Raw genomic sequence first — 12,198 nt, 5'->3', positions numbered from 1 at the left:
TTGGAAATATTTTTTCTTAAACTATCACTGCATCAACGACAGTAGTATCACCCTCTACTTCGCCGCCACCATCTTCCATGTATGCATACTGTTCATTCTTTGCAAATTCCAGGATTCTTGCAAATAGCCCAGGCTTTAGTAAGGCAGGATTCTTAGTATGCTCGATAGTCCAATTTGATGTCAGTCGGAATTTAATTATGGCTGTTACTAAAACAACATTTTCATGTTTTAGCAACATTTTTTTCTGTTTGCTAAAATCCAACAATTCTTGTAGATTGTCAACAAAAAATTCGTAATCTTTACTTAACAAAGCGTCCGCCGTTTTGATTACGGTTTTTTCATCAGTTTCTGATTTTTGTTCAATGGCTTTAGCTGTATCAATCGCCAGCTTTTCTATAGATATTTCATTTTCTATAATGAACGCATCTTCATCATCTTGTAAAGCGCCGTATTTAGGCAACTCCACACTTCCTATCCCTTGACCGCCAATCAATACTAATTCTTCACTAGGTTCTACGACATAAGGTAATTTAATCATTTCCATGATCTACTCTCCTGAGAAATAAAATTTATCTAATTTGACTTGAGCGCCTGCTGGAATCCCCATTCTATAATCTGCGGGAATTTCGACGATTTGACTGATTACAAATCCCTCTAATTCAGCAGAAAGTAAGCTATCCAAAGCAAGCTGTACGCTCATGCCTACAGTCCACTGCTTAAGATGAATTACCCACTGCTCTTTGACTTTGTAGCCCTGGAGTAAAGCCGCAGGTGCAAGCGTAGGCGTGAATATTACTACTTCTAACCCAGTAACTTGTGTTCCTTCAGGGGGGTAGAGTTCACCATTCCCTGAAATAACTGCTATGGCAGGTGTTTGAGTGCCATCAGTAAATTTATATATTCCCAAAAGAGAGGCTAGAGAGATATATACGAATTCTCTTAATTCCAAAGCGTCAGACATTTTTTTAATAAATAGGAAATCCAGATAGATCAACTGTGCTTACCTGATACCCTGTGCCAATATTGGACAAATCGTCAACATCAGCAATAAGTTGATTAATGACTGATATCTGTTTGGATAAATTAGTACTTTGTGCAGAACCGCTAGTAGCGGTAGACCACACACCTATCAGTACAAGCTCATCATTAATAATTAAAAATTGTGGATTGCCGCTGTCGCCTCCCACAATTGGCTCAGAGAAAGCACTTCTGGGGGCTTTATAACTAACTGCAAAAGAGGCTTGGTTGTCCAGCCCATACAAATCTAATGCCAGACCTTTTTCTTGAGCATCCAAGCATAAAGAAGGTATGCGGTAACTAGGGCTTAGATTTGGTAAGTAACTATTGATTCCGTCAGGCAATAGTTTAACTGGCACTATCTCACTCGGTAAATCAGCATTCAAACAACAGATGGTAATATCTGCTGAATCGATGCTGTACTGAGGGTGAATCTTACTAGCAGTTACTGTCCTAGTAATTACAGTATTATCGGATTTTACAAACCTAATTACAGTCCCTGTGCTGTAATTTCCCCCGTGACCGCAGGCTATAATATGCCTTGGCGTAATCAAAGTAATGCCTAGTGCTGCACCACTTTGACTATTCCAAGGCGAGATACAGGTTAATTGACTTACTAGATCCGCAGACCAAAAGTTAATATTCCTTATGTAAACAGAGCTTGTATGATCTTGGATTGTGTAGAGATTCCAAGCACTTGTGTTGGATTTGCCAGCAACCCTGGAGTCTACAGCATCGCTACAATGTTTGGCTAAAGATCCGACAACATAATCGTTAAAAATATCTGTAGATGGCTGCTGTTCGATTTTACCCACCAATGTAACAGCAATGGTTCTATTAGGTACTATACTTGATATTGTTATTATTTTGGTAGCTCCATTTACTTGCGTTTTAAATAATTTATCTTCTTGTATAAGTTGAGGACCAGGGGGAATTGAATAATTTAATATTGGCGTTATTTCTCTGGTATAGATTAATTCATTTATTTGCAAATCTGTCGCTATCTGTGCATTAGTATAGCGAGTAAGTATTAAATCTTTATCAGTTACTGTAGACGTTGAACCTCCTGAAACTTGCCTATTAATAGGCACAACATCTATATCCCACCACCCTTCAGAATTAATGTATTTCCCTTGTATTGATTTATTTGAAGTTGAAGTGTAAATAATATTCATATTACGCGGCTTGAAAAAAGAAGACTGGGGCCAATCCAATAAATCTAAAATCAGACAAACTTCCAATCATGGTATCGCCTTCAGCTAAATTAGCAGGGAGTCCAATACCCTCACTTAATGCCATTACCGTCTTACTGTAATCAGTAAAGTTTACAATACCAAACAAGTGCAAATCCTCTGACATTGAAGGGTTTGCACATAAAACTATATTATTCCCATCACCTAATATATAGTTCCCAATAGCGTATATTCCGGGTTCAAGAATTGCGCTAACAGTAATTGTTGCCCATCCTTCTACCAAACAACTAAGAGTTACTGGAGATGTGAGTCTAGTTGTAGGTTTAAGGTTTCCATTTAAGCTGTATAAAGCCAAAGCAATATCAGTGTTTGCAGTAGTAATTACTTGTATTGATATTGAGCTTAAGTTTAACAAACTATTAACAATAAAATATTCAAATATTGTATTTGAATCTGGAGATATCGCGTTGTCAGTAATTTTTATGCTAGTTTTTGCAGTAAGTGGGTAGTAGTTGCCTGAAATAAATGGTGGGACAATACTTTTATTTAATACCTCAGAATACTTAGCATAATTGTCAGGACCCAGCCTAAGTCTATTTTCAGTGATATCCAGAGCTATGTTGTTACTTGCGAGACCAGCAGCATCCAGTTCTGATGTTGTCCCTTGAGGGACCGAAACCATATTTACTGATATATTATCTGGTAAATATTGCTCTGGCAGCTTAATATCTTCAGCTAAGGGTGCAACACCAAGGACAGCACCTCTAGCATCTATACTTAATGCACCTACTTGTGCAGCAGTAGTTGAGTGGGGATTTAAATCATCGTTGGCGTGAGAAGATAAGGCACTGTTTACAGCACCTAATTCACTATCTCTTGTAATATTGCTTGGAATTTGATCATCTGGTACAAAACCATTACCTGCTAACTCTGCAACACCACCAGGAGCGCCCTTTTGAATCAGAGGAATATAATCCCCCTCCCCGCCCCCACCAGGGCTAATCTTAACTATAGCCTCAGCAATAGCCACAGCCTTTCGAGCTTCCTCTTCTGAATAAGTCAACCCCAAACCATCCAAAGGTAAGTAATCTTCCAGAGTTTTCATTTCTCCAGTACTTCCACTATTTCTTACGTTTACCAAAACTTCAGCGATCGCTATAGCCATACGGGCTTCTTCCTGGGAATAAGTTAGCCCTAGCCCATCTAAAGGTAAGTAATCTTCCAGAGTTTTCATGAACTATAAACTCTCCGACCGCGCTTTAATGCCCATCTTACGAAGCTCGTGTGCCATCCATTCAGGTATGTTCACCCTCTCAATAGCTCTATCCGTCCAGGGTCTACCAGCCACTGGATACTTCCCAAAGGCATAAAACCCTGTATAAAGTGCAGCCGCATAAGGGTAGCCATTGAGGGGGCTTTTAGGATTCCACTCCCATTTAGCAAAATCCTGTCCTGTGATGAGAGTTTTGCTTTTCAAAAAGCGCTGGGTATCAACAATATCCTGCCCAATAAACCCCAGGTCAGCGAAGGCAGTATCGCTTTCAATCACATCGTCATATTCAATATCTAAAACCCCCATCGTGGCTCCAAACGCATCCCTGAATTTGGCTTTCAAATCATTAATGCCCTTCTGATTTCGCTTAAATTTCATCAATCCCCTCCCCATATAATCCTGTAAATCCTTGAATCCTGGACATCCTGATTCAGACAATTGTCACGCCCCCTTCCTGTGGCTGAAATATCCAAAAATCTTCTGACCTGTGTACCGATCAACACCGTAAGGAGAAGCCACCCCAGGCAGAATCTGTAACCGTCCCGCGCGTCTATCCACTTCTGCCTCTATTTCCAGTGGCACTCTTATGCCTTCTGGAAAAAATGCCGTTTCCAGTCCCTGGACAACGCCTGAATTAATGGCCCCAATCAACCATCCTTCCACGTAAACACTGGCGACATCTACACCAGCCATTTCCCTTAGCTTCATATCATCTTTGCTGGGCTTAGATTTAAGTAAAGCCCAAAATTCTATGGTTTGAGCAATGGGCTTTACATTACCAGTTGTTGGGTCAGTCACCAGCGCTCCTGACGCAATTTCAAGCCTTAGTGTGGCGTTTCCGTATTCATGGAAAGGTGATTTTTTCATAATGACCAACGGACATCTAAAAGATAAGCTTCCTGAATACCTTCTGGAACATATATAACGTGAGATTCATTGGTATCAACATCAAATACTTCCACCTCACCAAAAGGCGCATTATCATCGATAATTGCCATCCCTGCTATTAATTTGCCATTTTCAACCCTTGGACAGATTAAAGCTAATCCACGCCGCATCCACATTCTAGGACTAGCAATTCGTCCATCTTTATCCTTGGCTTTTTCGATTTCTTCAAACGGTGACAACCTCACTACCCAACTAGGCATAAGGTGATCTTTGGCAATAGATAAAAATGTCTTGCAAACAGTAAGATCGATTAAACTCTTACAAATCTCAAAAACATAAAAATCTGAAGCCTCGTAAAACGGTGCTTCTGACCTTTGCGAATTAGCATAAACCGCAGTCATTTGGGCAATAGGCTTTTCGTAATTATGAAGCCTGTTTATTTCCGCTTCCTGCCCGGACTCCAAAGCCTGAAAAACCAACCAACAAGGTTGATTGGCGAAATTTCTTGAATTAAATCTATCATCTGTACTCCAATAGCCTTGGATCTGCCAAAAAATACCTAGCCAATCTGTTGGCTCGGACTTTCGTCCACAGGCTTTTTTATGTCCTCCTTAGTTGGAACTATATTCTCAACAACTCCTGAATTACAGGCAATTTCACTTTGTGCGAATTTCCAAATCTCTTGTAGTAATGGCACTGTAATCATGTGCGTTTTTTCTACAGTCCAATTTGGATCTATTCTTTTATAAATTTCGGTAACAGTTATTAACCGTTCTTGATCCGTATACTCCTCTGAGAAATTATTTATTTTTTCAATTTCACGAGCATAGCGAATTCGTATGCGCTGCACTTCTAGTAAATCCTGCTTATTCTCAGGAGGATTACCAACAACAGCGTTGTAGCACAACATCAAATCCATCTGTAGCTCAGATTCAATTTTTACTGCTAATTCGCAAGCCATAGCATAAGGGCTTAACTCCATCAAAGCCTTATTTATATTAATTTGCTCTAATACCCGTAATCCGTAAAAAACAGGAAATCTAAGTTCTCTCGTTTGAGTTTTTATTGATACGGTTTCTTGCTTAAGCGTGGTATCGAAAGGTAGATTAATTTCAGGATTTAACATGGCGGATAAGTATGAAAAGCCCGCTAAAAGAAGCGGGTATGGTATCCAGAATAGGACTATGCCTAAGCAGCTTTTGTGATTTTGAACTCTCCACGAGACATTCCCGTAAGATCGGTTTTTATGATTTCTGTGGCAGAGATACTGAAAGGGGCTTTAATTCCGCTGAAGAATTCAAAGGTTAGTCCATTGTTGGTGTAACCTTTTGGCTTAGGTAATTCCAACTTGATGTAAACCTCATCATATTCAAGGCTATTTGAGGCATCCAGGCAGGTATTCCACGCAGCATCCAGTTGACTACAAAAAGTGGACATACTGAATCCCTTTGCCAATTGAGTGGTCATTGAATCTTTATATCCATCCCCGCTAAATACATTGATATCGGCTTCAGTTTTATCATCAGATAAGTTGGCATTTTCCGCGTTGGCTAATAAAAGCGGGAAAACCGCGATCGCACCATTAGTGATTCCTTGCTTCAGAGCCTTCACCGTCAATGATGTGGTTGCAGGCGTTATTGGAGATGTTACCTCTACAAAGTGAGACTTACCGCTCACCTCAATGAAATTCAGGTATAGCGGTCTAGTAGTTGATGCGGGGATATCTCTAGTCAGTGCAGGATCGAAAGATACTGCGATCGCAACTGCCGCAGAGGCAGGGGCAGTAGTGATAGTGATTGCAGTAGCTTCAGGCCATACATTATCGCCTTCGGCAGGAGCAACAGAGATTAAAGTTCCGCGTCCGATAGTTGCTTTACTTCTTACCATAAAATCTCCTTATTTCCTTAATTTATATGGGGTGAAACTCAACGGAACCAGATAGGTTTGAGAAGCTACCCCAACTTTCCAAACCCAGCAAAATAGCCAACTGATTCCGCAATTCAAGCCTTTCAGTTTCCATCCCAGATGTTCGTCCTCCTGGACTCCACTCCAGAACATCAACCCTGATTAATGCCGCATCCGTACCAGAACGCTCAGTACTGAGAGCCTCCTTAAGAGCATCCAAAGCATCCAAACAAGCTTGAATTTCGGCAATGATATCTTCATCAGAAATTGCTGCCAACAAACTTCCTGCCTGTGCCAGCGTGACTCCAGGCAAATGCTTGATGATTCGGAATCTATCGGATGCGATGAATGGCATTAGGAGATATTTTTAACAACGACAATCGCTTCAGGTTCGGTGATTACTGGGAATGAGGTTTGAAAACCTTCACCCTCAATTCGTGGCGGCTTATCTTCTTTAGGGAAAAGATTAATCACCCTGCCAGAATCAGGCTGTCCTACCGCTCTACCCATTGCGTAGTAGCCCAGAGAATCAGGGATAGGCATAGTTCGCCCATCACCTACATCCAGGTTCTCGTCACGTTCAGTAGTGGCGACAAGTACCGTCACGGTATCAGGTAAAAATCGAAAAGTTCCTGTTTGCGTACGATATCGCAAATCGTATAACTCAATCGGCGGTAATCCATCGGCTGATAGAGATTGGTTGATAGCGGCTAGTTCCGCTCTACCGGTTGTGCCTTGAATTTGTCCACCAGCATCTACTACAACCCGGCCAGTACGCCCCCTAACCTTGGCATTCCTCCCCATTTTGCTGGTTACAGTACGGCTGGAAATAATCCGGCTAACCATAAAACCTTTATCGTAAAGGATTTGAGCCGCATCAAAGATGTCTTCAAATGGATCATAGCTATCGTTTGACCAAACTCCACCAGCATCAAATCGATGCCCCGCCGGATTGGAAAAGTTCACAATTTCAGAATAGCCATTATCGCCCTGACGCGTAACCTGAGCGCCGACAATAGCTTCCCATCGCTCCTTTTCTGACTTCTCAATCAGAGCGCGTTCGAGTACGGTATCCGCCCATCTAGCCATAGTTGCTGTGGCCTGCATATCACTGCTACTCATCAGCAAACTAACCAGGGCATCGTATTCCCGCCCGGTCATTTCACGGGCAATATCGCTATTGCCCAAAATGACATCAACGTACCCAACCAAATCGCCATCTTTCTTCTGGGTGGGAGAATATCGAGTACCATCGTTAGCCACAATAGTTCTGAATTTAACCTGATCTTCGCGATACTGATTTTCAGTTACCGGACGTTCAGGCAGCAACTCAGCCCCAATGTAGCGCCGTCGTTCCGTGCCGAATTGTGCCAAGGGATTGCGAGATATCCGTTTTAGATATCCCGCATCCTGCATCTGTTTAACAAACGTTAGTAAATCCATTTTTTAGTCATTAGTTATTGGTTATTAGTCATTGGTTTTACAGTTTCAGAATTTAATTTTTAAATCCTGGACATCCTGCATCAGATAATTAAGCAAGTCCAGCAACACACTGATAAAGCTCTCTGAGCTTCGCCTTAGCAGTAGAATCGTAGGTACTCCAGCCAGGTAACAGATTTTCCTTAACAATTGAGTTGTGCCTGTAAAGCTCACAATCAGCCTCAAATAGAGCATCGGTCACATCGAATGCCAAAAGATAAATTTCATCATCACCAGCCACATCAGCCAGCCCAAACCCAGTACCCGCATCTCTTTGGGCATAAGTCCGACCGAGAAGAGTGCCAGCTTTAATTGGCTTGCGTCCCGTAGAACCTGCATAAGTCGCAGTATTGCCACTGACAATAGCCGTAGGTAACGCTTGAACAGTCAAACTCGTTGCACCAGCCGCAGCCGCAGCAGTTAACAAAGCAAATTTAGCGGTTCCAAAATATAGAACTGTTCCACTGGGAATAGCCCCGGATAAAGCAGCGACAGTAATACTAGTGGCATTTTGTGCCGCATTTGCACCAACTGTAACTTTGACCCCATCCTGATAGAGAAATTCAGATGGATCAACACGCGCACCGCCGGGAATGAGGGAATGACGATCTAAAAAATCACCAGCCCAAGCAGCCTGCGTTAATTGCGGTGTGCTGTGCAGCATTTTTGCCATTTTTAATTAACTCCCCTGACTAAATTTTTCTGGAAGCTTGTAACCACCCAAAACTCCAGCAAGTGGATCAACGGACTCCTGCTTACCCTGCGGACTACCACTAGGCAGAGATGTAGATGGCGGAGTGTTGGACTTATCTGTTGTTGAGCTTGGTGCTGATTGAGGTAGCAGAGCCGGGATAAAAGGTTTCCAGTTGGCCTCTGCGTAATCTTTTAGTGGTTTACCTGCAATGGTCACAGTATCACCCTCAACCTTTAGCTCATCCTGAGAACCAGCCAAAAGCTTATCCAAGACCTCTACAGAAGCGCCCGACTTGGAAGCCGCAGTTTGTACCAGGTTGTACCGCTCCAAATGTCTAACCTTGCCCTCAAACTCTTCCTTAGACTTTTTCTCAGTCTCTAGAGATTGTTTGGTTGTTTGGAGTTCAGTGGATAAAGATTTTAGGCGCTGCTCATAGCTATCTGATTCGCTCCCAAATCCTTGTAAAGCGGAATTAATAAGCGTTTCTAACTCATTGTGCTGCTTTTTGTATTTTTGAAGTTCAGTGGCTTCTTTAGTGATAGTGGCTACAATATCAGCCGCATTTTCTAATCCGGAATCCTTGAGAGCCTGAATCGCTTCAGCGTAATTCATTTGATTGAATAAATATATATTTATCTCAGTGTGGCGAATCTAAGATACATATTTCAGGGTGGTTTAGCTTAGGAGTCAAATTTATCAAACCATTTGTCACGATAATCTTAAAAATCAATCAAAATCCTGTTAATCCTTAAATCCTGGATATCCTGATTCTGACAATTACCGCATAGAATCTAGAGAAATAACCCTAATCTAATTTCAGGTACTTGTATCATGACTTTAAATTATGAGCAGGCTTTACGACTTGACCCCGATGCACCAGTTAAAACCTGTGATAACAGATATGGAATTTTGATCCGGACATTAGAACAAGGTGCTGGGGTTCAAATACCTGGAGAATCAGAAATAAGGTGGATTCCCTGGGAAAGCCTGATGTGTTGCAATGGTGCATTAATTGAATTTAATACCTTAGTTCCAGAAACAGAGGACACAACTTGTTTCGGTGACGATTACAAATGCACTATTATCACCGCTTATTCTTCTACCCCCTAGAATCAGCGGCAATAGCCCTAATCCAAGTAGCACGCTTACCTAAACCAGTTTTCCCCAACTCCTTCACCCTATCCGCACTCAAACCCCTTTCCTGAGCCAAAGCCTTCAACTCAGACAAGCTCAAATACCGCAACTGCGGCTTAGTAATTACCCTTGGTGCTTCCCCGCGTGCAAACCCCTTCTCAGCAGTCCACACAGGTTTAGGCGGCTTATCCAACCCCATACTCTTCTCAAACGGTGTCAGTCCATTATTAGCAGCGCCCCCAGCCTTATTTAACTCCTCCAACCCCTTCCGCCTAGACTCTTTAGACCATTCCTTGTCAAACTTGCCATTCTGTACCCATTCCTTTTTAAATGGCAACAAATAACACTGACAATTAACATGAGCAGGAACGATTGCTTCACCTATTTTGTAAACCTGCTGATTCCTAGCACTGCAATATGGACAAACTTTATCACTACCTGAAGTATTCCAAATTACAAACTCAATATTATTAGCATCGTAACCCTGCTTCATCGTCAGGGTACGCACGGAATTACCGGATGATCGGACAATTCTAGCTGCATTTTTCTCAGTCCTTCCTAATAGCACATTCAACTCATCAGCCGTGCGTCTTGCACCCCAATTCTGCTGATAACTCAACTCGAACAAAGCCTGTGCTTGCTGTTCATAAGCCTTACCCCACTTCTGCATCCGGGCTTGGCTATCTTCACGCCAATATTTAATCACCTGATCACGGCTGCTAATTCTACCCGCAGCCGAACCCTGAGACAGCCTCACCATATCACTGGCAGTTTCAAGCGATACCGCATCAACATTGCCGTACAACTCATCAAAAATGGGCAGAAAATCCCCTTCAGCAATATTCATGCTACCCAATTCATTTTTGAGCAGCAGTGCCTTCTGATGTGGTAGCAACCCATCGTTACCGCGAATACTCTCATACTTCCTTAAAAGCTGCTCTTCAATGCGATTGTGATTACTTTCTAGCCGCTGATTAATCTTCCCCAAGGACAGCTTTTCAGCCTTGGTCATGCGCTTGAAATTTTTCTCAGCCCGCTTTTCATGCCTTGCAGAGGTCAACTGTCACCCCCATCAGAAAAATCCTCAACAAATGATTTTTCCTTAGCATCCAAATTCCGCATTTCCTCGCGCTCTCTAAGTTTCAGCCCCCACTCAGCATCAGGATCTGAAACCTCACCAGTACCCATTACCGCCGTAGTCCAACTTAATAAACCCGCTTGATAATCTTGACGATTTTGATCCCTTTCCTCTGGTAAAGGCTTACCCATATTCATTTTCAATTCCGCCACAGTGCTGTATTGAGTAAAGTCTGGGCGCTGCAAATCGTAGCTCAAAAGTAACAGCACCGTATCAAAAATATTGGAAATTACCGCTTGGATATTTTCTGCATATTGCCCCAAGCCAGTCGCAAAATCTTCTTTTAAGGTTCTTCGACTAACTGCTGCCAGAGAACCATCACCAGCTGATAACAAATGCCCCAAATCCGCTGCTAGATAAGCACACTTGAGATTTAGCTCAAAGTCCTTAAGAAAATTATCCACATCTACCGGATCACGATACATAACCGACGGATTGGTATAGCCTGAAGGACTATGCCGATCACCGATGGGGATACCTTGAACATACATCGCTTTACCCGCGCCTCCTTGCATTCCAGCCGGGTCAGGCACAAATTTCTCACCGCCAGGGGCAGAGGCATCATTTACCCACTTCCCCGGCATCTGCCCATTTAAAATCACCCGTTCTAAAAAACCCGCAAAATTTAAATTTTCACCCTTCAGAGTCAATCCTTTGTTAATTGCATTTTGGGCATCTTTGATATCTTGTGTAACAATGCAATCCCCACTTAACTCAAAAATTGGTAATCTTCCCTGAAGGTCGATTTCTCTAGTTCCCTGCTCATCTTCAATCTTAGTTAGTCCACTATCTAGCAGGGTGTAAATTTCGCGTCCTTGACCGTAAGAATAAGTGGCTCTGTACAAAATTCCATCTGTATCACGATCAACTAGCACACTTCCTGGTGATGGGCAGTGCAGAATAATCTTTTTCCAGGGCTGTAGATTTGCATATCGCTTTGGGGAATAAAGCCGCAAATACCCCGTACCAATTCCCCCGCTAACACTACCATCAAGCCCTTGACTGATACCTGTATTACTACCTCTATTATCTCTGACCAACATCTGACAAATTGCTTCAGCAAAGGGCTTTCCTTTGCCTAGTCGTTGAGATATTGATACCTGCTTATTGTAGTCCCACCACATCTGCAAGTATTTTTCTGCTTCATTCTCAGAATCCATTTCACCACTGCTATTTTTTAGATACCAGTGAAACGGCTTGCCGACTAAGGCGTTGATGTAGTGATTTACTATCTTGCGGACAACATTGTACTGATGAAACGATTTTTCTAACCGCTTCATCACCACCTGATACTTAGGATGATTAATTTCTGGCTTCGGTCCAGTCCAAAAGTCAAAGGTTTTTAGCCCCTCGTAGTATCTCCAGTTTTCGTCCGCAAGGTTCATACAGTAATTCAAGTATTTAGATTAAGGTTGCTGGATTTGAGGGTGGATTTTCAGGGTGGGTCAAACTCAGCACTATTTTGTAAATTGCTTAT

16 protein-coding genes are annotated in these 12,198 nt (G+C 42.3%); 1 reads left to right on the top strand and 15 read right to left on the bottom strand.

What is annotated here, in order from left to right; genetic code table 11:
• Positions 1 to 16: 16 nt before the first annotated feature.
• From H6G59_RS19705 to H6G59_RS19645, 13 genes are all read right to left on the bottom strand, one after another.
• Positions 17 to 544 (bottom strand): hypothetical protein, encoded by a 528-nt coding sequence (locus tag H6G59_RS19705; protein WP_190717437.1) that lies wholly within the window; start codon positions 542 to 544, stop codon positions 17 to 19.
• Positions 545 to 547: 3 nt separating this feature from the next.
• Positions 548 to 961 carry a hypothetical protein gene (locus H6G59_RS19700; RefSeq protein WP_190717435.1) on the bottom strand — a complete coding sequence of 138 codons (414 nt, stop codon included), beginning with the start codon at positions 959 to 961 and terminating at the stop codon, positions 548 to 550.
• A gap of 4 nt (positions 962 to 965) precedes the next feature.
• On the bottom strand, positions 966 to 2,192 hold the full coding sequence (locus H6G59_RS19695) for a hypothetical protein (protein ID WP_190717433.1): 1,227 nt from the start codon (positions 2,190 to 2,192) through the stop codon (positions 966 to 968).
• A gap of 1 nt (position 2,193) precedes the next feature.
• Positions 2,194 to 3,375, bottom strand: coding sequence for a hypothetical protein (locus tag H6G59_RS19690; RefSeq protein ID WP_190717431.1), 1,182 nt, complete (start codon positions 3,373 to 3,375; stop codon positions 2,194 to 2,196).
• Between the two features lie 72 nt (positions 3,376 to 3,447).
• Positions 3,448 to 3,921, bottom strand: a complete 474-nt coding sequence (locus H6G59_RS19685; RefSeq protein WP_190717429.1) for a hypothetical protein — start codon at positions 3,919 to 3,921, stop codon at positions 3,448 to 3,450.
• A gap of 3 nt (positions 3,922 to 3,924) precedes the next feature.
• Positions 3,925 to 4,350: a hypothetical protein gene (locus H6G59_RS19680; RefSeq protein WP_190717427.1), complete on the bottom strand. Its 426-nt coding sequence runs from the start codon at positions 4,348 to 4,350 to the stop codon at positions 3,925 to 3,927.
• Positions 4,347 to 4,631, bottom strand: a complete 285-nt coding sequence (locus H6G59_RS19675; RefSeq protein ID WP_190717425.1) for a hypothetical protein — start codon at positions 4,629 to 4,631, stop codon at positions 4,347 to 4,349. Before H6G59_RS19675 ends, H6G59_RS19680 begins: the two co-directional genes overlap by 4 nt.
• Before the next feature lie 299 nt (positions 4,632 to 4,930).
• Positions 4,931 to 5,497 (bottom strand): hypothetical protein, encoded by a 567-nt coding sequence (locus H6G59_RS19670; protein ID WP_190717423.1) that lies wholly within the window; start codon positions 5,495 to 5,497, stop codon positions 4,931 to 4,933.
• 62 nt (positions 5,498 to 5,559) lie between these two features.
• Positions 5,560 to 6,258, bottom strand: coding sequence for a hypothetical protein (locus H6G59_RS19665; RefSeq protein ID WP_190717421.1), 699 nt, complete (start codon positions 6,256 to 6,258; stop codon positions 5,560 to 5,562).
• A 22-nt stretch (positions 6,259 to 6,280) separates the two neighbouring features.
• Positions 6,281 to 6,631, bottom strand: a complete 351-nt coding sequence (locus tag H6G59_RS19660; RefSeq protein WP_190717419.1) for a hypothetical protein — start codon at positions 6,629 to 6,631, stop codon at positions 6,281 to 6,283.
• Positions 6,631 to 7,488: a major capsid protein gene (locus H6G59_RS19655; RefSeq protein ID WP_199332084.1), complete on the bottom strand. Its 858-nt coding sequence runs from the start codon at positions 7,486 to 7,488 to the stop codon at positions 6,631 to 6,633. The genes H6G59_RS19660 and H6G59_RS19655 overlap by 1 nt, the downstream gene beginning before the upstream one ends.
• Before the next feature lie 319 nt (positions 7,489 to 7,807).
• Complete coding sequence (locus tag H6G59_RS19650) at positions 7,808 to 8,428, bottom strand: hypothetical protein (RefSeq protein ID WP_190717415.1); 621 nt, start codon at positions 8,426 to 8,428, stop codon at positions 7,808 to 7,810.
• 6 nt (positions 8,429 to 8,434) lie between these two features.
• On the bottom strand, positions 8,435 to 9,061 hold the full coding sequence (locus H6G59_RS19645) for a hypothetical protein (protein WP_190717413.1): 627 nt from the start codon (positions 9,059 to 9,061) through the stop codon (positions 8,435 to 8,437).
• 219 nt (positions 9,062 to 9,280) lie between these two features.
• On the opposite strand from H6G59_RS19645, the gene H6G59_RS19640 reads away from it, so the two are divergent.
• Positions 9,281 to 9,559, top strand: a complete 279-nt coding sequence (locus H6G59_RS19640; protein ID WP_190717411.1) for a hypothetical protein — start codon at positions 9,281 to 9,283, stop codon at positions 9,557 to 9,559.
• Here the strand turns inward: H6G59_RS19640 and H6G59_RS19635 are convergent.
• Positions 9,549 to 10,595: a structural protein gene (locus H6G59_RS19635; protein ID WP_190717409.1), complete on the bottom strand. Its 1,047-nt coding sequence runs from the start codon at positions 10,593 to 10,595 to the stop codon at positions 9,549 to 9,551. The genes H6G59_RS19640 and H6G59_RS19635 overlap by 11 nt on opposite strands.
• Positions 10,596 to 10,639: 44 nt before the next feature.
• Positions 10,640 to 12,106: a phage portal protein gene (locus H6G59_RS19630; RefSeq protein ID WP_190717407.1), complete on the bottom strand. Its 1,467-nt coding sequence runs from the start codon at positions 12,104 to 12,106 to the stop codon at positions 10,640 to 10,642.
• Positions 12,107 to 12,198 lie beyond the last annotated feature (92 nt).

Source organism: Anabaena lutea FACHB-196 (assembly GCF_014698305.1).
Taxonomy (GTDB): Bacteria; Cyanobacteriota; Cyanobacteriia; order Cyanobacteriales; family Nostocaceae; genus Anabaena; species Anabaena lutea.
This window is presented reverse-complemented; position numbering and strand designations above follow the sequence as displayed.

Coding starts and splice junctions, on each gene's coding strand:
- H6G59_RS19645 (WP_190717413.1), bottom strand. CDS start 9,061: ATGAATTACGCTGAAGCGATTCAGGCTCTCAAGGATTCCGGATTAGAA.
- H6G59_RS19690 (WP_190717431.1), bottom strand. CDS start 3,375: ATGGCTATAGCGATCGCTGAAGTTTTGGTAAACGTAAGAAATAGTGGA.
- H6G59_RS19675 (WP_190717425.1), bottom strand. CDS start 4,631: ATGCCTAGTTGGGTAGTGAGGTTGTCACCGTTTGAAGAAATCGAAAAA.
- H6G59_RS19695 (WP_190717433.1), bottom strand. CDS start 2,192: ATGAATATTATTTACACTTCAACTTCAAATAAATCAATACAAGGGAAA.
- H6G59_RS19650 (WP_190717415.1), bottom strand. CDS start 8,428: ATGGCAAAAATGCTGCACAGCACACCGCAATTAACGCAGGCTGCTTGG.
- H6G59_RS19705 (WP_190717437.1), bottom strand. CDS start 544: ATGGAAATGATTAAATTACCTTATGTCGTAGAACCTAGTGAAGAATTA.
- H6G59_RS19635 (WP_190717409.1), bottom strand. CDS start 10,595: ATGACCAAGGCTGAAAAGCTGTCCTTGGGGAAGATTAATCAGCGGCTA.
- H6G59_RS19660 (WP_190717419.1), bottom strand. CDS start 6,631: ATGCCATTCATCGCATCCGATAGATTCCGAATCATCAAGCATTTGCCT.
- H6G59_RS19670 (WP_190717423.1), bottom strand. CDS start 5,497: ATGTTAAATCCTGAAATTAATCTACCTTTCGATACCACGCTTAAGCAA.
- H6G59_RS19700 (WP_190717435.1), bottom strand. CDS start 961: ATGTCTGACGCTTTGGAATTAAGAGAATTCGTATATATCTCTCTAGCC.
- H6G59_RS19665 (WP_190717421.1), bottom strand. CDS start 6,258: ATGGTAAGAAGTAAAGCAACTATCGGACGCGGAACTTTAATCTCTGTT.
- H6G59_RS19630 (WP_190717407.1), bottom strand. CDS start 12,106: ATGAACCTTGCGGACGAAAACTGGAGATACTACGAGGGGCTAAAAACC.
- H6G59_RS19640 (WP_190717411.1), top strand. CDS start 9,281: ATGACTTTAAATTATGAGCAGGCTTTACGACTTGACCCCGATGCACCA.
- H6G59_RS19680 (WP_190717427.1), bottom strand. CDS start 4,350: ATGAAAAAATCACCTTTCCATGAATACGGAAACGCCACACTAAGGCTT.